Annotated in this window: 22 protein-coding genes; 16 read left to right on the top strand and 6 right to left on the bottom strand. The window is 71.9% G+C overall.

All coding sequences use genetic code 11. The features are described 5' to 3' along the window. The first annotated feature begins 60 nt into the window (after positions 1 to 60). From ssd to OIE53_RS20765, 7 genes are read left to right on the top strand one after another with little or no spacing between them, the layout of a single operon-like run. Complete coding sequence (ssd, locus tag OIE53_RS20795; RefSeq protein ID WP_327023198.1) at positions 61 to 1,158, top strand: septum site-determining protein Ssd; 1,098 nt, start codon at positions 61 to 63, stop codon at positions 1,156 to 1,158. Then, positions 1,155 to 2,396, top strand: coding sequence for a TadA family conjugal transfer-associated ATPase (locus OIE53_RS20790; protein WP_327023197.1), 1,242 nt, complete (start codon positions 1,155 to 1,157; stop codon positions 2,394 to 2,396). Before ssd ends, OIE53_RS20790 begins: the two co-directional genes overlap by 4 nt. Continuing rightward, complete coding sequence (locus OIE53_RS20785; RefSeq protein ID WP_327023196.1) at positions 2,393 to 3,577, top strand: hypothetical protein; 1,185 nt, start codon at positions 2,393 to 2,395, stop codon at positions 3,575 to 3,577. The genes OIE53_RS20790 and OIE53_RS20785 overlap by 4 nt, the downstream gene beginning before the upstream one ends. Beyond that, positions 3,577 to 4,446, top strand: a complete 870-nt coding sequence (locus OIE53_RS20780; protein WP_442791348.1) for a type II secretion system F family protein — start codon at positions 3,577 to 3,579, stop codon at positions 4,444 to 4,446. Before OIE53_RS20785 ends, OIE53_RS20780 begins: the two co-directional genes overlap by 1 nt. Positions 4,447 to 4,478: 32 nt before the next feature. Next, positions 4,479 to 4,637, top strand: coding sequence for a DUF4244 domain-containing protein (locus tag OIE53_RS20775; RefSeq protein WP_327027305.1), 159 nt, complete (start codon positions 4,479 to 4,481; stop codon positions 4,635 to 4,637). Continuing rightward, positions 4,634 to 5,002 carry a TadE family type IV pilus minor pilin gene (locus OIE53_RS20770; RefSeq protein ID WP_327023195.1) on the top strand — a complete coding sequence of 123 codons (369 nt, stop codon included), beginning with the start codon at positions 4,634 to 4,636 and terminating at the stop codon, positions 5,000 to 5,002. Before OIE53_RS20775 ends, OIE53_RS20770 begins: the two co-directional genes overlap by 4 nt. Next, positions 4,999 to 5,352 (top strand): Rv3654c family TadE-like protein, encoded by a 354-nt coding sequence (locus tag OIE53_RS20765; protein WP_327023194.1) that lies wholly within the window; start codon positions 4,999 to 5,001, stop codon positions 5,350 to 5,352. Before OIE53_RS20770 ends, OIE53_RS20765 begins: the two co-directional genes overlap by 4 nt. 56 nt (positions 5,353 to 5,408) lie before the next feature. Here the strand turns inward: OIE53_RS20765 and OIE53_RS20760 are convergent, their stop codons facing one another. The 4 genes from OIE53_RS20760 to OIE53_RS20745 all read right to left on the bottom strand — a co-directional run bounded on the left by OIE53_RS20760 (position 5,409) and on the right by OIE53_RS20745 (position 9,362). Continuing rightward, positions 5,409 to 5,825: a hypothetical protein gene (locus OIE53_RS20760; RefSeq protein ID WP_327023193.1), complete on the bottom strand. Its 417-nt coding sequence runs from the start codon at positions 5,823 to 5,825 to the stop codon at positions 5,409 to 5,411. A 101-nt stretch (positions 5,826 to 5,926) separates the two neighbouring features. Continuing rightward, the gene (locus OIE53_RS20755) at positions 5,927 to 6,505 is read right to left on the bottom strand and encodes a hypothetical protein (protein WP_327023192.1); all 579 of its coding nucleotides are present in this window, start codon (positions 6,503 to 6,505) and stop codon (positions 5,927 to 5,929) included. Between the two features lie 105 nt (positions 6,506 to 6,610). Further along, positions 6,611 to 6,817: a hypothetical protein gene (locus OIE53_RS20750; RefSeq protein WP_327023191.1), complete on the bottom strand. Its 207-nt coding sequence runs from the start codon at positions 6,815 to 6,817 to the stop codon at positions 6,611 to 6,613. 112 nt (positions 6,818 to 6,929) lie between these two features. Continuing rightward, positions 6,930 to 9,362, bottom strand: a complete 2,433-nt coding sequence (locus OIE53_RS20745) for a DEAD/DEAH box helicase (protein ID WP_327023190.1) — start codon at positions 9,360 to 9,362, stop codon at positions 6,930 to 6,932. Positions 9,363 to 9,503: 141 nt separating this feature from the next. On the opposite strand from OIE53_RS20745, the gene OIE53_RS20740 reads away from it, so the two are divergent. From OIE53_RS20740 to topA, 6 genes are all read left to right on the top strand, one after another. Next, complete coding sequence (locus OIE53_RS20740) at positions 9,504 to 9,845, top strand: STAS domain-containing protein (RefSeq protein ID WP_327023189.1); 342 nt, start codon at positions 9,504 to 9,506, stop codon at positions 9,843 to 9,845. After that, positions 9,845 to 10,279: an ATP-binding protein gene (locus OIE53_RS20735; RefSeq protein WP_327023188.1), complete on the top strand. Its 435-nt coding sequence runs from the start codon at positions 9,845 to 9,847 to the stop codon at positions 10,277 to 10,279. Before OIE53_RS20740 ends, OIE53_RS20735 begins: the two co-directional genes overlap by 1 nt. Positions 10,280 to 10,606: 327 nt before the next feature. Next, a complete protein-coding gene (locus OIE53_RS20730) occupies positions 10,607 to 12,988 on the top strand; it encodes a sodium-translocating pyrophosphatase (protein WP_327023187.1) in 2,382 nt (793 codons plus the stop codon). A 121-nt stretch (positions 12,989 to 13,109) separates the two neighbouring features. Continuing rightward, positions 13,110 to 13,652, top strand: a complete 543-nt coding sequence (locus OIE53_RS20725; protein WP_327023186.1) for a hypothetical protein — start codon at positions 13,110 to 13,112, stop codon at positions 13,650 to 13,652. Beyond that, complete coding sequence (locus OIE53_RS20720; protein WP_327023185.1) at positions 13,643 to 14,362, top strand: hypothetical protein; 720 nt, start codon at positions 13,643 to 13,645, stop codon at positions 14,360 to 14,362. The genes OIE53_RS20725 and OIE53_RS20720 overlap by 10 nt, the downstream gene beginning before the upstream one ends. A gap of 313 nt (positions 14,363 to 14,675) precedes the next feature. After that, the gene (gene topA / locus OIE53_RS20715; protein WP_327023184.1) at positions 14,676 to 17,537 is read left to right on the top strand and encodes a type I DNA topoisomerase; all 2,862 of its coding nucleotides are present in this window, start codon (positions 14,676 to 14,678) and stop codon (positions 17,535 to 17,537) included. Positions 17,538 to 17,605: 68 nt separating this feature from the next. Here topA and OIE53_RS20710 read toward each other — a convergent pair whose 3' ends face one another. After that, complete coding sequence (locus OIE53_RS20710) at positions 17,606 to 18,922, bottom strand: D-arabinono-1,4-lactone oxidase (protein ID WP_327023183.1); 1,317 nt, start codon at positions 18,920 to 18,922, stop codon at positions 17,606 to 17,608. A 222-nt stretch (positions 18,923 to 19,144) separates the two neighbouring features. On the opposite strand from OIE53_RS20710, the gene OIE53_RS20705 reads away from it, so the two are divergent. Then, positions 19,145 to 19,789 carry a TetR family transcriptional regulator gene (locus OIE53_RS20705; RefSeq protein ID WP_327027304.1) on the top strand — a complete coding sequence of 215 codons (645 nt, stop codon included), beginning with the start codon at positions 19,145 to 19,147 and terminating at the stop codon, positions 19,787 to 19,789. 88 nt (positions 19,790 to 19,877) lie between these two features. On the opposite strand, the gene OIE53_RS20700 is transcribed toward OIE53_RS20705, so the two are convergent. Then, positions 19,878 to 21,086 carry an amino acid deaminase/aldolase gene (locus tag OIE53_RS20700; protein ID WP_327023182.1) on the bottom strand — a complete coding sequence of 403 codons (1,209 nt, stop codon included), beginning with the start codon at positions 21,084 to 21,086 and terminating at the stop codon, positions 19,878 to 19,880. Positions 21,087 to 21,399: 313 nt separating this feature from the next. Between OIE53_RS20700 and tmk the strand changes: the two genes are divergently transcribed. Beyond that, entirely contained in the window at positions 21,400 to 23,493 is a 2,094-nt protein-coding gene (tmk, locus tag OIE53_RS20695) for a dTMP kinase (protein ID WP_393341788.1), read from the top strand. Further along, positions 23,493 to 24,713 (top strand): DNA polymerase III subunit delta', encoded by a 1,221-nt coding sequence (locus OIE53_RS20690; protein ID WP_327023181.1) that lies wholly within the window; start codon positions 23,493 to 23,495, stop codon positions 24,711 to 24,713. The genes tmk and OIE53_RS20690 overlap by 1 nt, the downstream gene beginning before the upstream one ends. Positions 24,714 to 24,751 lie beyond the last annotated feature (38 nt).

Below are 24,751 nucleotides of genomic sequence, written 5' to 3'. Positions count from 1 at the left end.
AAGGCGGCACGGCAGGCATGGTTCGGCACAGCGAACCCGCGCTGACTGTTGGAGGCCGCGATGCCGTCCCGTACCTCCGTTCCGCCGCCTCGGAGACCGCCGTTGGTGGTCACCGCCGACGGTGACCTCCTCGATGACCTGCTTCGACTCGCCGCCGCGGGCGCCGTCGAGGTGGAGGTCGCCGCTGATCCGGCCGCCGCGCGTACCCGATGGCAACCGGCTCCGCTGGTGCTGGTCGGTACCGACCAGGCCCAACCCTGCCTGCGGGCGCGGCTGCCCCGACGGTCCCGGCTGGTGCTCGTCGGTCGCGCCGAGGACCTCGATCCCGGGTGGCAGGTCGCGGACCTGCTCGGCGCGGAACATGTGGCCGTGCTGCCGGCGGCCGAGCCGTGGCTGGTCGACCGGTTCGCCGAATGCGGTACCGATGGTGATGCGCAGGCACGGGTGGTGGCCGTGGTGGGTGGGCGCGGCGGTGGCGGGGCGAGCATCCTGGCGGGTGGGCTGGCGGTCACCGCCGCCCGAGGTCGGTTGCGGACCCTGCTGCTCGACGCCGACCCCCTCGGCGGCGGTCTGGACCTGGTCCTCGGCTGGGAGCAGTTGGAGGGGCTGCGGTGGCCGGCGCTGTCCGGGGCCGACGGTCGGGTAGACCCACCCGCTCTGGTGCGGGCCCTGCCCAGCCGAGGTGACCTGGTGGTGCTCTCCTGGGACCGGGGCGATCCGGTGGCCGTGCCGGCCGAGGCCATGGCCTCCACCCTGGATGCGGCCCGACGGGGCCGGGACTTCGTCGTCGTCGACCTGCCCCGGCATTTCGACGACGCGGCTGTCACCGCCCTGCAGGCCGCCGATCGGGTCTTCGTGGTGGTACCGGCCGAACTCCGGGCCACGGCCGCCGCCGCCCGGGTGGTGTCGGTGGCCGCACCGCACTGCCAGGACCTGTCGGTCATCGTCCGTGGACCGGCCCCCGGGCGACTGCGTGCAGCGGAGGTGGCTAGGGCCCTGGGGTTGCGACTGGCCGGGACCCTGCGCCCCGAGCCGGGCCTGTGTCGTGGGCTTGAGCGAGGCGAGGCCCCGGCGGCCGGTGGGCGCGGCCCACTGGCGGAACTCTGCCAGCGGATCGTCGCCGACCTGACCGGCCGTACCGTCACGGGTGCGGCATGACCGGGCAGCCGCTGGCGGCCCGGGTCCGACAACGGATCGCCGCCGCCACCACCCCGGTCACCCCGGCCACGATCGTCTCGGCGGTACGCGCCGAGGCCGACCCGGCCGTCCTGGGCGACACCGCCCTGCTGCGGATGGCCGACCAGGTACGCGACGACCTGGTCGGGGCGGGTCCGCTCGCTCCGCTGCTGGCGGACCCGGAGGTGACCGACGTACTGGTCAACGGCACCCGGGTGTGGGTGGACCGGGGGCAGGGGCTGTACCAGGTTCCGGTGCCGGTGGGCACGGTGGACGATGTCCGTAGGCTCGCGCAGCGACTGACCGCCGGTGCCGGTCGCCGCCTCGATGACGGCTCACCCTGCGCCGACGCGCGGCTGGCCGACGGCACCCGGTTGCACGCCGTACTGCCGCCGGTGGCGACTGACGGCCCGTACCTGTCGCTGCGGACCTTCCGGCAGCGGCCCTTCACCCTGGACGAGTTGGTGGCGCAGGGCGCCGTGCCCCGCCCGGCCGCGTCACTGCTCGCCGCCGTGGTGGCGGCCCGGCTGGCCTACCTGGTGATCGGCGGGACCGGGTCCGGCAAGACGACCCTGCTGAACACCCTCCTCGGCCTGGTGCCGGCCACCGAACGGATCGTGCTGGTCGAGGACGCCGCGGAACTGCGGCCGTTGCATCCGCATGTCGTCGGGTTGCAGGCGCGTACGGCGAACGTGGAGGGGCGCGGCAGTGTCGGCCTGAGTGAACTGGTCCGGCAGGCGTTGCGGATGCGACCGGATCGTCTGGTGGTCGGCGAATGTCGAGGCGCAGAAGTCGTTGACCTTCTTGCCGCCCTGAACACGGGCCACGACGGTGGTGCCGGGACCCTGCACGCAAACGCCCCGTCGGATGTGCCGGCCCGGTTGGAGGCCCTGGGTCTGCTCGGTGGGCTACCCCGTCCGGCGTTGCACGCCCAACTCGCCGCGGCCCTTCAGGTGGTCGTCCAGATCCGGCGTACGACGCGGGGGCGGGCCTTGGAGTCGGTCTGCCTGCTGCTGCCCGAGGGGCCGGAGCGGCTGGTCAGGGCGGTGCCGGCCTGGGTTCGGAACCAGGGGGTCGGCCCGGCGGGACCGGCGCTGGCCGCCCTGCTCCGCGACCGAGAGGTCCCGGTGCCGCCGATCCTGGACGAACCCCCGCCGAGGTCACTGGGGCACGCCGCCGGAACGACTGCGGTGGCGACGAAGCCCGGAGCAGCGGCATGAGCGACCGGTACTGGTGGTTGCTGGCGCTGCTGGGCCTGCTCGTCGTCGCGGCCCTGCCGGTTCGCAGGTTGGTCGTCCGAGCCGCCCGGTCCAGCCGGGCGGAGGGGGAGGCGTTGGTCGATTGGATCGTCACCCTGCGAGAGGCGGGGGACCGGCCGCTGACCCAGTCCGCCGCGATCCGGCCCGTCGGGCGCGAATGTGCCGTCCGTCAGCCGGCCGTCCTCCGGGCGGCGCCCGCCGGAGCCCCGGCCCCGACCCGCCCGCCACAGTGGCGGGGAAGCCGACGCCCGCCGACCTCAAGCCGTACTTCCTTCGTGCCTGGCGGCTCCGAGGTGGGCCGTACCGATCCGGCGACGGGCGAGTCCCGGCCGGTGTCCAGCCCACCGGTTCGGACCGTCGCCACGGAGACCTCCCGCTGGTCCGGGTTACCACGGCGCTACCTGCTCGTTTTTCTGCTGCTCGGAGCCGGGGTGTCCGGGTTGCTAGCCGGGCCGGTGGCGGCGGTCGCCTGCGGCGGGTACGGCGCGCTGGGCGTGCGGGCGTGGCACCGACACGGTGCGGAGGCCCTCCGGGTCCGGACGCGACATGAGCGGTTGGACCAGTTGTGTGCCCTGGCCGCCGACCTCAGGGCCGGACTGCCGGTGCCGGTCGCCGCCGAGACCTTGGGGCTCGCTCCGGTGCCGACCAGCCCTCGGGTATTGGCGGCCAGCGCGCCCGCCGCCGGGTCGACGGCCGGAAGGCAGCGAGGTTGGCGGACCGGCGACCCGGATGAGTCCGCCGGGCCCGAGGGCCGGTCTTCGGACGGTCACTCCCGGTCGGCGAGCCGGATCGCCGCACCGGACCGGCCAGGGCAGTTGGCCCAGGCGGCGGTGCGGCTAGCCGAGCGTACGGGGGCGCCGCTGGCCGATCTGATCGAGCGGATCGAGGCCGACGCCCGCTCCACCGACCGGGGAATGGCCGCTGCCGCCGCGCAGGCGGCAGGTGCCCGCGCGACTGCCTGGTTGCTGGCGGCCCTGCCGTTGGGTGGCATCGGCCTGGGCTACGGCATCGGGGTGGATCCGCTTGAGGTGCTGCTGCACACTCCGATCGGTGCCGGGTGCGCGGCTGCCGCCATCGCCTTGCAGGTGATCGGGCTGCTCTGGGCGGACCGCCTGGGCACGGTCGCGGACGGGGCAAGCTGATGTCCGCCCTCACCCTGGCAGTGGGTTGCCTGGCCGGGGCCGTGCTGCTCGCCATGGTGGCCGTCGCCCGGCGACGTCCCCGCCGACGACTACGCCGGTTGACCGACTCCCCGACGGTCGACCCCGGCGTCACTCGGGCCCGGTTCGGTCGGGGCCGGGCACCAGGTCGGGGTACCGGCGATGGCGCTGGCCGGGGCTCGGTCGGCCATGCCGCCCGAGAATCCGGCGGCGATGGCACCGGTACGCCCACCAGCTCTCGCAGCGGCCTCAGCCGCCGACTGGACCGCATCCGCCTTGCCGCAGCTCTGGCCGGGGTGGCCGTGGCAGTACTGCTCGAAGGCTGGTTCGGCCTGCTGGTCGGGTCGCTCGTCACGGTGTTGCTGGATCGACTGCTCCGGCGGATCGAGCCTCCTGCCGTCCGGAACCGGCGGCTGCGGGCCGCTGCGGATCTGCCGCTGGCCGCCGACCTGATGGCGGCGGCCCTGCGGGCCGGGGCACCGGTGGAACGGTGCGTCATCGCGGTGGCCGACGCCCTCGGCGGCCCGTTGGCCGACCACCTGCGACGGGTAGGCCGGACCCTGCAACTCGGCGGGTTGCCGCAGGAAGCCTGGGCGCATCTGGCCGCGGTGCCGGGTGGGCAGCGGGTGGCCACCGCCGCCGTCCGCTCGGCCAGCAGCGGGGCCGCCCTGGCCGGGGCCCTGACCCGGCTGGCGGATGACCTGCGCGCCGACCGGGTCACCACGATCGAGGCCGCTGCCCGCCGCTCCGGGGTGCTGATCGTGCTGCCCCTGGGCCTGTGTTTCCTGCCCGCCTTCATTCTCGCCGGTCTGGTGCCGGTGATCGTCGCCGTCCTCGGCGACGTGCTGTGAACCCATAGAGAAGGGACGATCAAGTGCGCACAATGCTCGCCCGCCTGCGCGGGGACGCCGGCATGAACACCGCGGAGTACGCCGTCGGCACACTCGCGGCGGTGGCCTTCGGCGGCATCCTGCTCAAGGTGCTGACCTCCGACAGCGTGCAGTCGGCGTTGGCGGCCGTCATCGACCGGGCGCTGAGTTGACCGGGCGCCGGCTGGCCGGTCGTGACCGAGGCTCCTTCACGGCCGAGATGGCGGCCGGCCTGCCGGCGCTGCTGCTGTTCCTGCTCACCGGCCTGACCGCCGTCAACGCGGTAGGCACCAGATCGGCCTGTCTGGATGCGGCCCGGGAGGCGGCCCTGGCGGCCTCCCGGGGCGGGGACGGCACACCTGCCGGCAGTCGATACGCGCCACCGGGTGCGACGGTCACCGTGGTGATGGAGGGCGACCTGGTCCGTGCGACCGTCCGCGCCCCGGTACGGGTGCTCGGCGGCGACCTGCCGGTGATCACCGTGGTGGGCTCGGTGGTGGCGGTCGCCGAGCCGGGGGTGCCGGAGCCGCAGCCATGAGGGCCGACCGGGATCGTGGTGGGGCCACCATCTGCCTGTTGGCGGCCGGGCTGGTGTTCGTCCTGGCCGGTCTGTTCGGTGCCGGGGTCGGCGCCGCCCGGATGGCTCGTCAACAGGCCCGGGTAGCCGCCGACTTCGGTGCCCTGGCCGGGGCCGCCCGGGCCCTCCAGGACGAGTCGACGGCGTGCGCTCGGGCTGCCGAGATCGTCGCCGTCAACGGTGCCCGGTTGGTGCGGTGTCACCTGGACGGGCTCGACATCCTGGTCACCGCCGAGCTGACCGTGGAGCCGCTGCCCGGCCTACGCCGGGTGGCCACGGTGACCTCCCGAGCCGGGCCGCTGCGCGGTTGACCACCACCGGCCCCGGCCGGCACCGCGGATACCTCGGTCCTGACCCGAGGCAGGGGTCAGCTCAACCGGTTGAGACCGTCGGTGATCGCCGTACGGAGTTGGTTGCCGTACGCGTCCGCCGGCAATGCGGCGACGTGCTCGGCCGCTCGCTCGAAGGCGGCGCGTGCGGCGGCGGGCTCGCCCAACCGTTCGTGCGCCATCGCCACGCTCATGTGCAACGACGGGTACAGGGCGCTGACTCTGGTGTCGCCGACCGCGTCGGCCTGCCGCAGTGCCTCCTGGTTCCAGCGCAGGTTCTCCCGCGGATCGTCCTGTTGGCGGGCCAGGTAATGCGCCGCGACGCAGGCGTCATAGCTGTCGGCCCGCCTGGACCAGGCCTGTTCGTACAACGCCCGCGCGTCGGCCGGTCGGCCTTCCGCCTCCGCCCGCATCCCGTCCTGGCACAGCTTGAGCACCGGATTGTCGAGGTCCATCATCGCTCCTGTTGATCGCCGGTTGGCTGATCCGACGATCCTCAGGGCTCAACCAAGGTGAGGATCAAGCGGCAGCGACGAAGGAGCCGCCCCGGGAACGGTCAGCGGCTCTGGAGGGCGTCCAGCGCGATCGCCATGGCGATCACCAGGCGACGGTCGATCTGCGGGTGCTGGATCTGGACCACGTACCGGTCGCGCAGACCCCACTTCTTGATCACCGTGAAGACCGGCTGGCCACCGGCGACGAAGTCGAAGTGGTAAGGCAGCCAGGACAGCGAGTCGACGAAGCGGCGCAGCAGGGCCACCGGCATGCTGCGTTCCTGGCCGGTGACGGCGGGCAGACCGGCCTGCTCGACATGCCAGGTGGACCGGAGCAACGACTGCGCGAAGTCCTTGCGGAACAGGCCGATCGGATTGCCGGCGTGGTCGGTGACGTCGTACGTGGCGGCCAGGTCGAGGCGCTGGCGGGCCTTGAACCCGAGCAGTGGGTGCTGCTTCGAGTCGTCGGTGTAGATCGTCACCTGCTCCTTGAAGGCGAGCCGCTTCTGCTGGGCGAACGCCAGCAGACCGCCCTCGGTGCCGTCCGGGGCCACGCTGTGGACCTCGTACTGGTTGACCATGAGACGGATCCGTTGGCGGACGTGGAACTGGTGCTGCGACTGAAGGCTGTCGAGCTGCATGAATTCTCCTCAACTCTGATGCGCCGGAGTGTCGCACAGCCCGGCAACGGCGGCGTCGAGCAGGCACGATGCGGACGGCGCTGAGGGGTGAATCAGCGAATCCCGTCAGCGAATGCCGTCGGCGGTCGACCGGTGCGTCACGTTGGTGAGCAACTGCTGGATGGTGCGCAGCCGTTCGTTGATCTGATCCAGCCGTTCGGCCTGCGCCAGGGTGGCGAGCGCCGTGCTCAGGGCGATCTGCTGATCGACACTGAGTTGCTCCTGGTCGATGGTGTAGAGCAGGTCGACGGTCTCGGCGATGGTGTCGGCCACGGCCCCTCCTCACGTACGCGGACGAACAGAAAACAGCAAGCGCAGGCCAACGAGCATCGATGGAAGCGCTCCCACCGTTCTTGCCCGTACGCCCCGGGTTTTATGCCTGGTGTCAGCGCGGCAGGTTGTTCAGCACCACGTCGAGCACCCGGACGGCGCCCGGCTTGGACAGCGGGTTGTTGCCGTTGCCGCACTTGGGCGACTGCACGCAGGAGGGACAGCCGGTCTCGCAGCCGCACTCGTTGATGGCGTCCCGGGTGGCCGTCAGCCAGGCGGCGGCCGTGCCGTACGCCCGCTCCGCGAAACCGGCCCCGCCGGGGTGACCGTCGTAGACGAAGACCGTGGGGGCCTCGGTGTCCGGATGCATCGCGGTGGACAACCCACCGATGTCCCACCGGTCGCAGGTGGCCAACAGCGGCAGCAGCCCGATTCCGGCGTGCTCGGCGGCGTGCAGGGCCCCGGGCACCTCGGCCGGCTCCACCCCGGCGGCGGCCAGCGACTCCGGGGAGAGGGTGAACCAGACCGCGACGGTACGCAGTTCCCGGGCCGGCAGGTCCAGCGGCCGGGTGTCGATCACCTCGCCGGTGGAGAGGCGTCGCCGCTGGTACGACACCACCTGGCTGGTCACGTCCACCTCGCCGAGGAACAGCCCGACCGGCCCGGCGTCGACGTACGAGCGCACCGACACCACCGACAGGGAGGTGACGTCCCGCGCGTGGGTGGACCAGTCCGGCTCCTCGGGATGGACCAGCGCGCAGCCGTCCTCCAGGTCGAGGGTGTCGACCACGTAGGAGACCCCCTGGTGCAGGTAGACCGCGCCGGGGTGCAGCAGGAAGTGGGACGAGCCGCCGTCGACGGTGCCGAGCAGCCGACCGGTCGCCGCCTCCACCACGCAGATCGGGGCACCCCCGTCGCCACGCAGGTCCACCTGGGGCCGTTCCCGGTGCCGCCAGTACCAGCCGGTCGGCCGCTGCCGCAGGGCCCCCGCCTCCACCAGGGCCTCCACGGTCTCCTTTGCGCTGGCGCCGAAGAGTTCCAGATCGGCCACGGTCAGCGGGGCCTCGGCCGCCGCGCAGGCCAACTGGGGCCCGAGCACGTACGGGTTGGCCGGGTCGAGCACGGTGGCCTCCACCGGTGCGCCGAAGACCGCCTCCGGGTGGTGCACCAGGTAGGTGTCCAGCGGATCGTCGCGGGCCACCAGCACCGCCAGGGCCTCCTGCCCGGAGCGTCCGGCCCGTCCGGCCTGCTGCCACAGCGAGGCCCGGGTGCCCGGGTACCCGCAGATCAACACGGCGTCCAACCCGACCAGGTCGACCCCCAACTCCAGGGCGTTCGTCGAGGCCAGGCCGAGCAGGTCGCCATGCAGCAGGGCCCGCTCCAGGGCGCGCCGTTCCTCGTGCAGGTAGCCGCCACGGTAGGCGGCCACCCGCGCGCCGAGCCCGGGCACCGCCTCGTCGAGGCTGCGCCGGGCGTTGGTCGCGACCACCTCGGCGCCCCGCCGGGAACGAACGAAGGCCAACGTACGCACCCCGGCGGCGACACTGTCCGCCAGCAGGTCGGCGGTCTCCCGCAGCGCCGACCGACGGACCTGGGTGAGGTCCAGGACCTCGGGATCGGTGGGTCGGGGGGTATCCGGAGCACGGCGCGGCGCGGGTGCGGCGGCGGAGGGCGACGAGGCGGCGGTCTCGGCCGGTAGCAGCGGAGGTTCCCAGAGGGCGAAGGTCACCCCGGCCCGGGGGGAGGCGTCCTCGGTGACCGCGGTCACCGGCAGGCCGATCAGCCGTCCGGCCGTGGCCGCCGGGTCTCCCGAGGTCGCCGAGGCCAGTACGAAGGTGGGGCCGGCGGAGTTGCCGTACCGGGTGCACTGTCGGCGCAGTCGGCGCAGCACATGGGCGACATGGGAGCCGAACACCCCCCGGTAGACGTGGCACTCGTCGATCACCACGTACCGCAGTCGGCGCAGGAATCCCGACCACTGGGCGTGGCCGGGCAGGATGCCGTGGTGCAGCATGTCCGGGTTGGTCAGCACGAACCGGGAGTGCCGTCGGATCCACTCCCGTTCGGCCCGTGGGGTGTCCCCGTCGTAGCAGGCCGGGCGTACGCCCTCGATCTCCAACCCGGCGACGGCGCGCAACTGGTCGGCGGCCAGCGCCTTGGTCGGTGCCAGGTAGAGCACGGTGGCGCGGGGATCGGCCAGCAGGGTGGCCAGCGCGGGCAACTGGTACGCCAGGGACTTGCCGGAGGCGGTGCCGGTGGCCACGACGACATGCCGCCGGTCGTGGGCCAGTTCGGCCGCCTCGGCCTGGTGCCGCCAGGGTGCCGTCACCCCCCGCCGGGCGTACGCGGTGCGCAGTTCCTCCCCAACCCACTGCGGCCAGGGGGCCGGGGTCCCGGCCCGGGATGGCACCCGTTGCACATGGGTGACCGGATCGACCGGGTGTCGTTGCCGCAGCCGACGTAGCAGGTCCCCGGGCGCGGCGACCGGAACCGGGACGGGGCCCGACTCGGGGCCCCGGCCGGCGGATACGCTGGCTGCCGAGGTCACGTCCTGCACTCTCGCACTGGTGTTCGGAATTGGGAAATTGGCGTGCCGCTACGGTGAAGCCGATCCCGGTGAGTCGTCGGGTGGTCTCAGGGGTAGTGGTTAGATGCCCATGAAGCTTACGGCCGCGTCGAGGGAGGATCGATGGAGCTGTCGCTGGCTACCCGAACCGTGGGGGAGCACACGGTGCTCGAGGTCGGCGGTGAGGTGGATGTCTACACCGCCCCCCGACTCCGCGAGCGGCTGCTCGAGCTGATCGACTCCGGTGCCCGGCATGTGGTGGTCGACCTGGGACGGGTCGACTTCCTCGACTCCACCGGGCTGGGTGTGCTGGTCGGCGCGCTCAAGCGACTGCGTACGGCCGACGGCACCTTCGCCCTGGTCTGCGACAAGGAGCCGCTGCTCAAGATCTTCCGGATCACCGCCTTGGACCAGGTGTTCCCACTGCATCCCACTGTCGAAGCGGCGACCGGCACCGGCGCGTGATGGCGACGGTACGGCTTTCCTTCTCCCCGGCGCCGGTGCATGTGCGTACCGCCCGTCTGGTCGGGGTGGCGGTCGCCCGTCGGGCGGGGATCCGCGAGGAGCTGCTCGACGAGGTACGCCTGGCCATCGGTGAGGCGTGCACCCGGGCGGTGGCCCTGCACCGCCAGTACGGGCTGACCGAGCCGGTGCTGGTGGAGATGTCCGACTCCGGGGCGTACGCGGTGCGGGTGGTGGACCGGGCCCCGATCGAGGCGGGGATCGGCCTGGCCGCTCTGGACGCCGACCAGTTGGCCAACGAGTCCCTCAACGAGGACGACCTCACCACCGGAGTGGGCTTCGCCCTGCTCGCCGGGTTCGTCGAGGATCTCCAGGTGCGCCCGGTTGACGACGGCATCGGCACCGAGGTCCGGATGGTCTGGCCGCTGACCCGTTAGTCAATCGACTCCGCTGACCCGCCGCCGCCTTCCCTGAGCAGGGAATGCGGCGGCTTTGTCATGGATGGGACCCTATATCAGATTTATTCTCATAACACAGCGACGAAGATCATCGACATTGCCGGGCACCTCGCTGTGACCTCGAACACTGCGGAGGGCTAGAGTACGCGGGTTGTCAGCAAGTGATCCCTCGGACAACCAGCGCGGCTGGGCGTGGAGGCGCTGGTTCGCCCTGGGGTGGCTCAGCGCGCACTTGCGAATTCGCATCCAGGCGCAGGTCGGTGCGTCTCCACCGGCCGGCGCGTTGTTCGGCACAGGAGGACACAGATGTCCGACAGCTTGGCCGCCGAGGGCGGCGGCGCGATCTCCCTGACCGGAGCCAATGTCACGTACGTCGTCATAGCCGCGGTGATCGCGCTGGTAGCGCTCGCCTTCGCCGCCGCCTTGACGAAGGCCGTGCTGGCCGCCGGCAAGGGCACCGAGAAAATGCAGGAAATCTCCGGGGCCGTGCAGGAGGGCGCCTCGGCCTACCTGTTCCGGCAGTTCCGGACCTTGGCGATCTTCGTGGTGATCGCCGTAGTGCTGCTCTTCCTGCTGCCGGTGCACCAGACCGACGGCAGCGAGACCGCGGTGAAGATCGGCCGTTCGCTCTTCTTCGTGGTGGGCGCCCTGTTCAGTGCGTTCATCGGTGGGGCCGGCATGTGGCTGGCCACCCGGGCCAACCTGCGGGTGGCCGCCGCCGCCCGGGAGCGGGAAGGCGGCCGGGAAGCGGCCATGAAGATCGCCTTCCGGACCGGTGGGGTGGTCGGCTTCCTCACCGTCGGGCTGGGCCTCTTCGGTGCCGCGCTGGTGGTGCTGATCTTCCGGGGTGACGCGCCGACCGTGCTGGAGGGCTTCGGCTTCGGTGCCGCCCTGCTGGCCATGTTCATGCGGGTCGGCGGCGGCATCTTCACCAAGGCCGCCGACGTCGGCGCCGACCTGGTCGGCAAGGTCGAGCAGGGCATCCCCGAGGACGACCCGCGCAACGCGGCCACCATCGCCGACAACGTCGGCGACAACGTCGGTGACTGCGCCGGCATGGCCGCCGACCTGTTCGAGTCGTACGCGGTCACCCTGGTCGCCGCGCTGATCCTGGGTCGCGCCGCCTTCGGCACGGACGGCCTGGTGCTGCCGCTGATCATCTCCACCATCGGGGTCCTGGTCGCCATCATCGGTGTCTTCATCACCAAGCTGCGCGCCTCCGACCGCAACGGCCTGACCGCCATCAACCGGGCCTTTTACCTCTCCGCGTTGATCTCGGCGGTCCTGGTCGGGGTGGCCACCTTCGTCTACCTCCAGCCCTCCTGGGCCGCGCAGCTCGGCGACGACTGGCGGACCGCCCTCGGTGTGGACGGCGGGGACCCGCCGTTCGGCCCGCGTGGTGTGGTCATCGGCGCGGTCGTCATCGGCATCGTGCTGGCCGCCGCCATCCAGGCCCTGACCGGCTACTTCACCGAGACCAACCGCCGTCCGGTGCAGGACATCGGCAAGAGCTCGCAGACCGGCCCGGCGACGGTCATCCTCGCCGGCATCAGCGTCGGCCTGGAGTCGGCGGTCTACTCGGCGCTGCTCATCGCCGCCGGTGTCTTCGGGGCCTTCCTGCTCGGCGGCGGCTCGATCACCCTGTCGCTGTTCGCCGTGGCGCTGGCCGGTACCGGTCTGCTCACCACGGTCGGCGTGATCGTGGCCATGGACACCTTCGGCCCGATCTCCGACAACGCCCAGGGTGTGGCCGAGATGTCCGGCGACATCGACGAGCACGGCGCCCGTACCCTCACCGAGCTGGACGCGGTGGGCAACACCACCAAGGCGATCACCAAGGGCATCGCGATCGCCACGGCCGTGCTGGCCGCGACCGCGCTGTTCGGCTCGTACACCGACACCCTGCGCATCGCGTACGCCGACGCCGGGGTGACCGACGTCGGTGCCGAGATCCTGGGCGCGCTGAACGTGGCCAACCCGCAGAACCTGGTCGGCCTGATCATCGGTGCGGCGGTGGTGTTCCTCTTCTCCGGTCTGGCCATCAACGCGGTCTCCCGCTCGGCCGGTGCCGTGGTGATGGAGGTCCGCCGGCAGTTCCGTGAGCTGCCCGGGATCATGGACGGCACCCAGCGCCCGGAGTACGGCAAGGTCGTCGACATCTGCACCCGGGACGCGCAGCGCGAGCTGCTGACCCCCGGCCTGCTGGCCATCCTGGCGCCGATCGCGGTCGGCTTCGGCCTCGGACCCGGCGCGCTGGCGTCGTACCTGGCCGGTGCGATCGGGGCGGGCACGCTGATGGCGGTCTTCCTGGCCAACTCCGGTGGCGCCTGGGACAACGCCAAGAAGATGGTCGAGGACGGCGCGTACGGCGGCAAGGGCTCCGACGCGCACGCCGCGACGGTCATCGGCGACACCGTCGGTGACCCCTTCAAGGACACCGCCGGCCCGGCCATCAACCCGCTGCTGAAGGTGATGAACCTGGTCTCGCTGCTGATCGCGCCGGCCGTGGTGGCCTGGAGCATCGGCGACGACCGCAACGTCGGCCTGCGGATCACCATCGCGGTCGTGGCGACGCTGATCGTGGTCGCGGCGGTGGTGTTCAGCAAGCGCAAGAGCATCGCCCTGGAGGGGGACTCCCCCAACGGGCCGGGGACGGCGGACCCGCGTCCGGAGGAGATCAAGGCCTGACCCTCCGTTGAGCGTCACCGGTCCCCGGGCAGCGGCACCACGCCCGGGGACCGGTCGGCGCAGCGGGACCGGCACCGGTGAGGCGGTGCCGAGGGCAACAGGAGGCCGTACCCTGCAACGCATGCGTACGTGCCGGGCGGACGCCGCCAGAGCGGTGACGGTGGTCCTGGCCACGGTGGTCCTGCTGACCGGCTGCGGGTCCGACGGTCCCAGCCCTCGGGCGTGGGCCGCCTCGGTGTGCTCGGCCTTGACCCCCTGGCGAGCCGAGATCAGCAAGCTGACCAGCAGCACCGATCAACAGATGACCGCCCAGACCACCCCCGCGCAGGCCAAGGAGAACCTGGTCCGACTCTTCGGTGGCGCCGAACAGGCCAGCGAGGACGCTCGCCGCAAGGTGGAGCAGGCCGGGGTGCCGGCGGTCGAGAACGGTGCGGAGATCTCCGAGGGATTCCGGGCGTCGTTGGCGTCGATGCGGGACGCCTACGGGCGGGCCCGCAGCACGATCGACGGGCTGGGCACGGGTGAGGCCACCGCCTTCTACGACGGCGTGCAGGCAGCGGTGGAACGGCTGCAAGAGGACTACGACGCCAGCGCCCTCGACACCAGCAGACTGAACTCGGAGGAGTTGAAGCGCGCCTTCGACGAGGTACCCGAATGCCATTGAGCGGTCCCGGTGAGACATCGGCGGCGCAACCGCTGCCGGTGTCCTTCCCGGTGCCTGCTGCGGCGCCACCGACCCCCCGACGGGCCCGGGTGCCGGCGGCCGAGTCCGACCAGGGCACCCCGGCCGGGGACCGGCAACTGGTCTTCTTCGGCGCGGAGACCGCCGAACCTTCGGTGGCCGACCTGGCCGGTCTGCTGACCGGGCCGGGCGAGGTACACCGGATGGGCGGCACGGCCCGGCTGTCGGTGGTGGTCGGGGCGGCCTGGCGGGTCCATGTGCTCATCACCGAACTGGCCCAGCGGGGGGTCCGGGCCACCTGGACCCCGACCGAGGATCAGCGGTACGCCGTGCGGACCGCGTACACCCGGGTGATCGTGCCGCTGGCGGCGGCCTGGCTGCGCGGCCCGACGCAGCAGCCACCCCCCGGCTTCCAACTGGACGGCCGGCGACTGCGGCTCTGGCTGGCCACGGCCGGGGTGATCGACTCGCCGGACACCGTGGTGCTGCACCTCGGGGGTCTGGACCCGGGTCGCTGGGCGGTGGTCGGTGCGGCACTGGTCGCCGCCGGGCTGGTCGGCGAACTGGTCGAGCCGGAGGCCGGCGGCCCCGCGTACCGGATCGCCGGACGGCGGGGGATGCGGCGGCTGGCCGAACTGGTCGGCGAACCCCCACCCGCGGCGCCGCCCGGAGCCTGGCCGACCCGCGACTGATCGCCGCTGTCGGGCGGGCGACGGTTGTCCGATCCAGGACAGCCGGTGAACAGCGCACCTGCGGAGAAACGGCCGGGTGCCACCTCCACCGAGGGGCTGCCATGGTCACAGTGGCACGCCTTCGAGCCTACCCAGGGTGTACGGTGACGCCGTTCGGCGTGACCACGGATCGTCCCGAGCGGATTGCCGCCCGCGAAACCCGAAAGACGGACGGCGCGTTACGTTGGACATCCGGACCGCCGGGTATCGGGGGTCGAGCGTGCCCCGATCCGCCACAGGCGCGGCCACGAGTGGGAATGAGGTCGAAACCGAAGTGCCGAGCAATGCTGGAACCACCCGTCTGGTCATCGTCGAGTCGCCGGCGAAGGCCAAGACGATCTCGGGCTACCTGGGCCCGGGGTACGTCGTGGAGGCCAGCTTTGGGCACGTCCGCGACCTGCCGCGCAACGCCGCCGACGTGCCGGCGAAGTACAAGGGCGAGCCGTGGGCCCGGCTCGGTGTCGACGTGGACAACGGCTTCCACGCCCTCTATGTCGTCTCCGCCGACCGCAAGCAGCAGATCAGCAAGCTGATCAAGCTGGCCAAGGAGGTCGACGAGATCCTCCTGGCCACGGATGAGGACCGTGAGGGCGAGGCGATCGCCTGGCACCTGGTGGAGACCCTCAAGCCCAAGGTGCCGGTCCGGCGGATGGTCTTCCACGAGATCACCAAGCCGGCCATCCAGGCCGCGGTGGCCAACCCCCGGGAGATCGACCGCAGCCTGGTCGACGCCCAGGAGGCCCGCCGCATCCTCGATCGGCTCTACGGCTACGAGGTCTCCCCGGTGCTGTGGAAGAAGGTCATGCCGAAGCTGTCGGCGGGCCGGGTGCAGTCCGTGGCGACCCGGATCGTGGTCGAGCGGGAGCGGCAGCGGATGGCCTTCCGCACCGCGGAGTACTGGGACATCCTGGCCACCCTGGCGGTGGGGAAGGCCGGCGAGGGCCCGCGTACCTTCAACGCCACCCTGGTGGCCCTCAACGGCGACCGGATCGCCACCGGTAAGGACTTCGAGCCCACCACCGGCAAGGTGCGCGCCGGAGCAGGCGTCGTCCACCTGGACTCCAGCGGTGCCCGAGGGCTGGCCGCCCGCCTGGACGGGCGCCCCTTCACGGTCACCCGGGTCGAGGAGAAGCCCTACCGGCGCCGCCCGTACGCACCGTTCATCACCTCCACCCTCCAGCAGGAGGCGGCCCGCAAGCTGCGGTTCTCGTCGCAGCAGACGATGCGCACCGCGCAGCGGCTCTACGAGAACGGCTACATCACCTACATGCGTACCGACTCGGTGAACCTGTCGGAGACCGCCATCGCGGCGGCCCGCCGGCAGATCGTCGAGCTGTACGGCGAGCGCAGCGTGCCACCGGAGCCGCGCCGCTACACCGGCAAGGTGAAGAACGCCCAGGAGGCCCACGAGGCGATCCGCCCGGCGGGGGACAACTTCCGCACCCCGGGCGACGTGGCCAAGGAACTTTCCGGCGAGGAGTACAAGCTCTACGAGCTGATCTGGCGGCGCACCATCGCCTCCCAGATGACCGACGCGGTCGGCTCCAGCGTGTCGGTGCGGATCCGGGCCACCACCACCGCCGGTGAGGAGGCCGACTTCGGCGCCACCGGCAAGACCATCACCGACCCGGGCTTCCTGCGGGCCTACGTCGAGTCCAGCGACGACGAGAACGCCGAGGCAGAGGACGCCGAGCGTCGGCTGCCCAACCTGGTCAAGGACCAGCCGCTGACCGCCGACGAGCTGGCCGCCCAGGGCCACCACACCCAGCCACCCTCCCGCTACACGGAGGCGTCGCTGGTCAAGGCCCTGGAGGAGTTGGGCATCGGGCGTCCCTCCACCTACGCCTCGATCATGCAGACCATCCAGGACCGGGGGTACGTCGTCAAGCGCGGCCAGGCGATGATCCCGTCCTTCCTGGCCTTCGCGGTGATCGGGCTGATGGAGCGGCACTACCCCCGCCTGATCGACTACGACTTCACGGCCAGCATGGAGAACGAGCTGGACGAGATCGCCGGTGGTGACCACGCGGCGGTCGACTTCCTCACCGCCTTCTACTTCGGCACCACCAACGGCGCCGGTGACCAGGACATCGCCCGTTCCGGTGGGCTGAAGAAGCTGGTCACCGAGAACCTCAGCGAGATCGACGCCCGCAGCGTCAACTCGATCCCGCTGTTCACCGACGAGGAAGGCCGCGAGGTCGTGGTGCGGGTTGGCCGGTTCGGGCCGTACCTGCAACGGGCACTGCCCGGCGAGCAGCCCGCGCCGAAGGCGGAGGGCGAGGAGGGCGGCACCCCGGGCGACCGGGCGCCCATCCCCGAGGGCCTGGCCCCGGACGAGTTGACCCCGGAGAAGGTGCACGAGCTGTTCCTCGGCGGCGGGGGCGAGCGCAAGCTCGGCGACGACCCGGCCACCGGGGAGCCGATCCTGCTCAAGTCCGGCCGCTTCGGCCCGTACGTGGCCAGCGGGGAACGCAAGTCCTCCCTGCTGCGCTCGCAGTCGCCGGATTCGCTGACCCTCGACGAGGCCCTCAAGCTGCTCAGCCTGCCCCGCCTGGTCGGGGTGGCACCGGACGGCGCCGAGGTGTTCGCCAACAACGGCCGCTTCGGCCCGTACGTCAAGCGTGGCGACGAGTTCCGTTCGCTGGACTCGGAAGACCAGATGTTCACGGTCACCCTGGACGAGGCGCTGACTCTGCTCAACACCCCGAAGACCCGGCAGCGGCGGGCCGCCGCTCCGCCCCTGCGGGAGATGGGCGCCGACCCGCTGACCGAGAAGCCGCTGGTCATCAAGGACGGCCGGTTCGGCCCGTACGTCACCGACGGGGAGACCAACGCCTCCCTGCGGCGCGGTCAGACTCCGGAGGCACTGACCCTGGAGGAAGCCTCCGAGATGCTCGCCGAGAAGCGAGCAAAGGGCCCTGCCCCCAAGAAGGCCACCAAGAAAACCACCAAGTCCACCGCAGCAAAGGCCACCAAAGCCACAAAGGCCACCAAGACCACTGCGGCCAAGTCCACTGCGGCCAAGACCACCAAGGCCACGGCAGCAAAGGCCACCAAGGCTGCCGCCACCAAGGCCACCAAGGCCGCCCCCAAGAAAGCCGCCCCCAAAAAGGCCACCTCCGCGCGCCCCGAGTAACCGCGCCGGAAATCTTGGTACGAAAGTGCCCCTCGGCGGGCGGTTTCGTACCAAGATTCACGTTGGCTTCAGGCTAGGAGCGCGGCTAGGTAGGGGGTGGTGAAGAGGCGGTGGGGGTCCAGGTGGGTGCGGATGCGGTGGAAGTCCTGCCAGCGGGGGTAGGCCTCGGCCAGGGAGTCGGCCTCGCGCCAGTGGAGTTTGCCCCAGTGCGGACGGCCGCCCAGCTCCGTCGCCACCTGTTCGAAGGCGCGGAAGTACGGCTCGTAGGGCATGCCGAGGTACTGGTGCAGGGCCACGTACGCCGATTCCCGGCCGTACGAGTGGGACAGCCAGATGTCGTCGGCGGCGGTGAAGCGCACCTCGACCGGGAAGAGCACCCGGAACGGCAGCCGGTCGATGATCCGGCGGAGGGCGTGCAGCGCCTCGGGCAGGGCCTCGCGGGGTAGGGCGTACTCCATCTCCACGAAGCGGACCCGGCGGGGGCTGCAGAAGACCGCGTCGGAGCGGCCGGTGTAGATGCGTTCGCTGAGGGCTCGGGCGGAGAGGGCGCTGATCGTCGGGGCCAGGGCCGGCACCGCCCGGCCCAGCCGGCAGGCCCCGGCGAAGACCGTGTTGGCCAGGAAGTCGTCGTCCAGCCAGCCGCGCCAGCGGGGCAGGGGCCGGTCGTCGGCGGGCACCCGGTCGTTGACCTTGAGTTGCACCCGGCGGCTGTACGGGAACCAGAAGAACTCGACGTGGTCGTGGCTGCCGACCAGGTCGGGCAGGTTGGCCAGCACGGTGTCCAGGGCGGCCGGGCGTTCGTGGGCCCGCAGTACGAAGGCCTCCACACAGCGCAGGGTCACCTCGACCAGTACCCCGAGGGCGCCGAGGGAGATCCGGGCCGCGTCGAACACCTCGGGGTGCTCCTCGGCAGAGCAGTGCAGGACCTCACCGGTGCCGGTGACCAGGGTCAGGGCCGCCACGAAGGTGGCCAGTCCGCCGTACCCCGCACCGGTGCCGTGGGTGCCGGTGGAGATCGCCCCGGCCACCGTCTGGGCGTCGATGTCACCGAGATTGGGCAGCGCCAACTGATGGTCGGCGAGTAGCGAGTTGAGCTGCCGCAGGGTCATCCCGGCCGGTACGGTGACGAGGCGCCGATCGATGTCCACACGTACGTCGATGGCGAGTTCGGCCAGGTCCATCCGGCTGCCGTCGCCGACCGCGACGGGGGTGAAGGAGTGACCGCTGCCGACCGGGCGAATCCGGGCACCGGCCTCGGCGGCGGAGCGGACCTGCTCGACAACCTCCGCGATAGTGGTGGGACGCAGGACGGCGGTTGTCGCGCTGTGCTGGTTTCCCGCCCAGTTTGACCAGGTGCTGGCGTCGGCGGCGCTGCTTCGGGGCATCGGCGCTCCTTCAGATGAATATGAATGGCGTTCATATCAGGAACGTTGTTCCTGGTAAACACCGCAATCGAGATTCGCTCGTTGTACCGGTAGTCACGAACTGGTGACGTGTAGATATGTTCATCCGTCGAGAGGGGGTGGCGAGTGTCCACTTCAGCCGCCACGACCGGGCCGCTGCGCCGGGTTCCGGTGCAGGGTCGTAGTGTCGCGCGGGTCCAGCGGATGCTGGACGCTTGCGCCGAACTCGTCGACGAAGTGGGGTACGAGGGGCTGACCACGACCCTGCTCGCCGAGCGGGCAGAGGTGGCGATCGGGTCGGTCTATCAGTTCTTCCCGGACAAGCGGGCGATCGTGCAGGCGCTGACCCTGCGCACGATGGAGGCGTACCTCCAGCGGCTCGACGAGCGTTTCGCCTCGGACGATCTGACCCACTGGTGGGACGGGGTCGACGCCAGCATCGACGAGTACATCACGATGCACCGCACCGTTCCCGGCTTCCGTACCCTGCACTTCGGCGACGTGGTCGACCTGCATCTGCTCGATGAGCAGCGGGACAACAACGGGGTGATCGCCGACCAGTTGGCCCGGGTGCTCACCGAACGCTTCGGCCTCGCCGGCGTGCCCGAGCTGCGTTTCCATCTGGAAATCGCGGTGGAGGTGGCCGACGCGCTGATCAAGCTCGCCTTCCGGCGCAGGTCCGACGGCGACGATCGGGTCCTGGCCGAGGCCAAGGCCCTCATCCGCGACTACCTGCACCGTCAGGTGGACGCCCGGGGCGACACCGGGCACCGGCCGGTCGTGCAGCCCGCGAAGCCGGCCGACGACCAGATCGTCGACTCCACGGAGACGACCGCCCAACCCGTCTGAGCACTCGCCGCCCCGGCCCCGCTTTCGCCGCCCCGGCCCGGCCACACCGGCCCAGCCTGGCGGCAGGTCGGTCCGGAACCAGCCCGGATCACAGGAAGGCGTGGCCCTCGCCCCGGTAGGTCGGCACGGTGGCCACCACCTGGTCCCCCTCCACCAGGTGCAGTTCGTTCACCCTCTCGCACAGCTCACCGGACTTCGCGTGGCGGAACCAGACCCGGTCGCCGAGGCGCAGCCGGTCGGCCGGGTCACCGGCCACCGGGGTCTGCACCTCACCGGCACCCTCGGTGCCGACCAGGGTGAGTCCGGTGGGCAGCCAGGGTCGGGGCAGTCGGCTGCGGCTGGCCGAACCGGAGGCTATCCAGCCGCCGCCGAGCACGGTGGCCAGCCCGGGTGCCGGCCGCCGGACCACCGCGCAGGCGAAGAAGGCCGCCGGGGTGGGACGCCAGGCCCGATAACCGTCGAACAACGTCGGCCCGTACAGCCCCGATCCCGCGGTGACCTCGGTGACCGCGGGATCGGCGCTGGTCGCGGCCACGCTGCCGGTGCCGCCGCCGTTGACGAACTCCAGGTCAGCGTGGTCGTGTACGGCGGCCACCGCCGCAGCCCGGCGGGCCAGCAGCTCGCGGTACGACCCGCGCTGGGCCAGCCGGATCACCGGGCCGAGCGCCGCCTGCCCGGGTGGCGCATCGCCTACCCCGGCGATCTGTGCCTCGTACGACATCAGGCCGACCAGCCGGAAGCCGGGCCGGGCGGCGATCGTGGCGGCCAACCGGCCGGCGGCCTGGGCGCTGTGCACCGGTGAGCGGCGTACCCCGACGTGCACCCGGCCGCCCAGCAGCCGCCAGGAGGCGTCCAGATCCAGGCAGAGCCGCAGCTCAGGCCGGTTACCCGACGACCGCACCGCGTCGTAGAAGTCCAGCTGATCGGGGTCGTCGACCATCAGGGTGACGGCGGCGGCCAGCACCGGATCGGCCGCTAGTTCGGCGAGGGCCCCCCGGTCGACAGTGGGGTACGCCACCAGCGCGTCGTCCGTGATTCCGGTCCGCACCAGCCAGATCGCCTCGGGCAGGGTGAACGCCATCACCCCCTGCCAGCCGGTACGGCCCAGGGCCCGGGCGATCAGTTCCCGGCTGCGCAGGGACTTGCTGGCGATCCGCAGCGGCTTGCCGCCGGCCCGGGCGACCAGGGCGGCGGAGTTCGTGTCGAAGGCGGCCAGGTCGACCACCGCGTACGGGGGATCGAGGTGCCGGGTCGCCCGGTCCAGTCGGTGGCGCAGATTCTCGCTGTCGGTGGCCACGTGTGCACGCTAACTGTGAAACGGTGAATGCGAAACACCCTCGCGTCCTGCCTGCTCAACACCGTTCGGCAACCGCGGCCTAGGCTCGGCAGGCAAGGCGAGGCGTGACGGGGGTGGGTCCCCGCAGGTCTAGAGTGTTCCACCGGGGGTGCCCAGCGATGGGCCGGCACGTGGAGGTACGGCCATCGAAAGCCAGTTCAACGGCGAGTCGTCCGGCGTGTCGCCGTCCGCGGACCAGCCCAGCGGTCAGAGTCGATCCGGCGGCACTACCGGCCAGGCCGACCTGACCGGTTACCCCGCCATCCGCTCCGTACTGCGCATCCGGCCCTTCCGCCGGCTCTGGATCGTGCTCAGCGCGGCCTCCTTCGGTGACTGGCTCGGTCTGCTCGCCACCAGCATCTTCGCCGCCGCCCAGGTGGAGGGGAGCACCGCCAAGGGGGCGGCCTTCGGTGGCGTGATCGCCATTCGACTGCTGCCCGCGTTGCTGCTCGGCCCGATCGCCGGGGTGTTCGCCGACCGGTTCGACCGGCGCTGGACCATGGTCATCTGCGACCTGCTGCGGTTCGTACTGTTCGCCTCCATCCCGCTGTACGCGCTGACCGGCGCCAGCGGTGCCCGGGTGGTCAGTTGGGCGGCCATCGCCACCTTCCTGATCGAGACGGTCACCCTGCTCTGGATCCCGGCCAAGGAAGCGGCCGTACCGAACCTCATCCCGCGCGCCCGGCTGGAGACCGCCAACCAGCTCACCCTGATCACCACGTACGGCCTGACGCCGATCTTCGCCGCGATCGTGCTCGCCTCGCTCGACGGCATAGTCCGGGGCGCCACCGGCGGCGAGATGCCCTCCTGGGCCGAGCCGGCCCAACTCGCGCTCTGGTTCAACGCGCTCTCCCGGCTGGCCACCGCCCTGGTCGTCGCCTTCGGCATCAAGGAGATCAGCCAGGGACAGCGCCAGCGGCAGGAACAGTCCGAGCAGAGCATGCTGCGCCAGTTCAACGAGGGCTGGCGGTACATCGGGAAGACGCCGCTGGTCCGTGGCCTGGTGCTGGGCATCTTCGGTGCCTTCGCCGGCGGCGGCATCGTGATCGGTACCTCCCGGTTCTTCGCCAACTCCCTCGGTGCAGGTGACGCCGCCTTCTCCCTGCTCTTCGGGGCGATCTTCTTCGGCCTGGCGATCGGCATCGGGCTGGGCCCGATGATCGTGCGGGACATGTCCCGGCGTCGCTGGTTCGGCATGAGCATCGTGCTGGCCAGCGCCTCGGTGATGACCCTGGCCTTCGCCATCCACCTGTCCATGGCCCTGGTCGGCGCGGTCCTGGTCGGCGCCGGCGCCGGAATGGCCTTCCTCTCCGGCACCACCCTGCTCGGTGGCGAGGTCGCCGACGAGGTACGCGGCCGGGTCTTCGCCGTGGTGCAGATCGGCACCCGGCTGGTGCTGATCCTGGCCATCGCACTGGGCAGCCTGCTCGCCGGTGTCGGTGGCTCCCGCCAACTGGTGATCGCCGACCTGGGCATCTCGATCTCCGCCACCCGCCTGCTGCTGCTGGCCGCCGGGGCGGCCGGGATCTTCGCCGGGATCAGCGCCTTCGGCCAGATGGACGACAAGAAGGGCGTTCCCGTCCTGGCCGACCTGTGGGGTTCGATCCGGGGCCGTCCGCTGATGCCGGCGGAGCCCTTCGTCGCGGCCGGGCTGTTCGTGGTCTTCGAGGGCGGCGAGGGCGCCGGCAAGTCGACCCAGTTGGCCCACCTGGCCGAGCGGCTGCAGGCCGAGGGCCGGGACGTGGTGGTCACCCGGGAACCGGGCGCCACCGCGGTCGGCACCCGGATCCGCTCCCTGGTGCTGGACAACGGGGTCGACGACGAGGCACCCTCCCCGCGCGCCGAGGCCCTGCTCTACGCCGCCGACCGGGCCCATCACGTGGCCACCGTGGTCCGGCCCGCCCTGTCCCGGGGTGCCGTCGTGATCAGTGACCGGTATGTCGACTCCTCCCTGGCGTACCAGGGTGCCGGGCGTACCCTGCCGGTCGACGAACTCTCCTGGCTCTCCTCCTGGGCCACCGGTGGGCTCAAGCCCGACCTGGTGGTGCTGCTGGACATCGACCCCCGCACCGGGCTGTCCCGGGTGGCCGAGCGCAGCCAGACGGTCGACCGGCTGGAGGCCGAGTCGCTGGCCTTCCACGAGCGGGTCCGGTACGCCTTCCTGGACCTGGCCGCCGCCGACCCCAAGCGCTACCTTGTGCTCGACGCCGGGCACTCGGCCGAGGAGATCTCCGAGCGGGTCGCCGATCGGGTGGCGGAACTGCTCGCCTCCGATGACCTGGACCACCCGGGGCCGGCCAGTGGCCCGGACACCTCGGTGCAGCCCGAGTTATCCCCAACGGAGCTGGTGACCACGGAGCGGACCTGATGCCGGACGCCTTCGCCGACCTGGTCGGGCAGGACGAGGCGGTGGACACCTTACGCCGGGCTGCCGCCGCCGCAGCCGAGGTGCTGCGCGCCCCCCGGGGCGATCAGGAGCCGGAGGTCAGCGGGCCCGATCCCGGCGCCGGCATGACCCACGCCTGGATCTTCACCGGGCCTCCCGGCTCGGGTCGGTCGGTAGCGGCGCGGGCCTTCGCGGCCGCCCTGCAGTGCGAGCAGGGCACCGGGTGCGGGCGGTGCCCCGGGTGCCACACCACCCTGGCCGGCACCCACGCCGACGTGCGACTGGTGGTGCCGGACGGGCTCTCCATCGGGGTCAGCGAGATGCGGGCGCTGGTGCTGCGCGCCTCCAGCACCCCCTCCGGTGGCCGGTGGCAGGTCGTGATCATCGAGGACGCCGACCGGTTGACCGAGGCGGCCGGCAACGCCCTGCTCAAGGCGGTGGAGGAACCGCCGCCCCGGACGGTCTTCCTGCTCTGCACCCCCTCCACCCACCCGGACGACATCTCGGTGACCATCCGGTCCCGCTGTCGGGTCGTACCCCTGGTGCAGCCGGCGGCGGAGGCGGTGGCCGAGGTGCTGGTGCGTCGGGACGGGATCGCGCCCGAGGTGGCCCGGTGGGCGGCGGCGGCCACCCAGGGGCATGTCGGTAGGGCCCGGCGACTGGCCGGCGACCCCCAGGCCCGGGCTCGGCGGGAGGCGGTGCTCGCGGTACCCCGCCGACTGACCAGCGTGGGTGCGGCCTTCGACGCGGCCGCCGCGCTGATCGAGGCGGCCGAGGCCGAAGCCGAGGCTGCGGTCGTGGAGGTCGACGCCGCGGAGCGGGCCGCCCTGGAGACCGCCCTGGGTGCGGGGGGTACCGGCCGGGGTGCGGCCGGCGCGGCCCGGGGTTCCGCCGGTCAGCTCAAGGACCTGGAACGGCGGCAGAAGTCACGGGCCACCCGGGCCCAGCGGGACGCGCTGGACCGGGCGCTGGTCGACCTGGCCGCCTTCTACCGGGACGCCTTGACCATGGCGCTGGGGGCGCCGGTGGCGCCGGTGCACACCGACACGGTCGAGTTGGCCGATGCCGGGGCGCGTACCTGGCAGGCGGAAGGGGCGCTGCGCCGGCTGGAAGCCGTGCTGGCGTGCCGCACCGCGATCGAGGCGAACGTCAAGCCCCGGATCGCCGTCGAGGCCATGATGCTCTCCCTGTGGAAGGGCTGACACCCGGCCAGGTCCTGTCGGCCGGACCGTTATCCACA

The organism is Micromonospora sp. NBC_01739 (assembly GCF_035920385.1).
In the GTDB taxonomy this organism is placed as follows: Bacteria; Actinomycetota; Actinomycetes; order Mycobacteriales; family Micromonosporaceae; genus Micromonospora.
The sequence above is the reverse complement of the archived record's forward strand: the minus strand, read 5'-3'. Positions and strand labels throughout refer to the sequence as shown.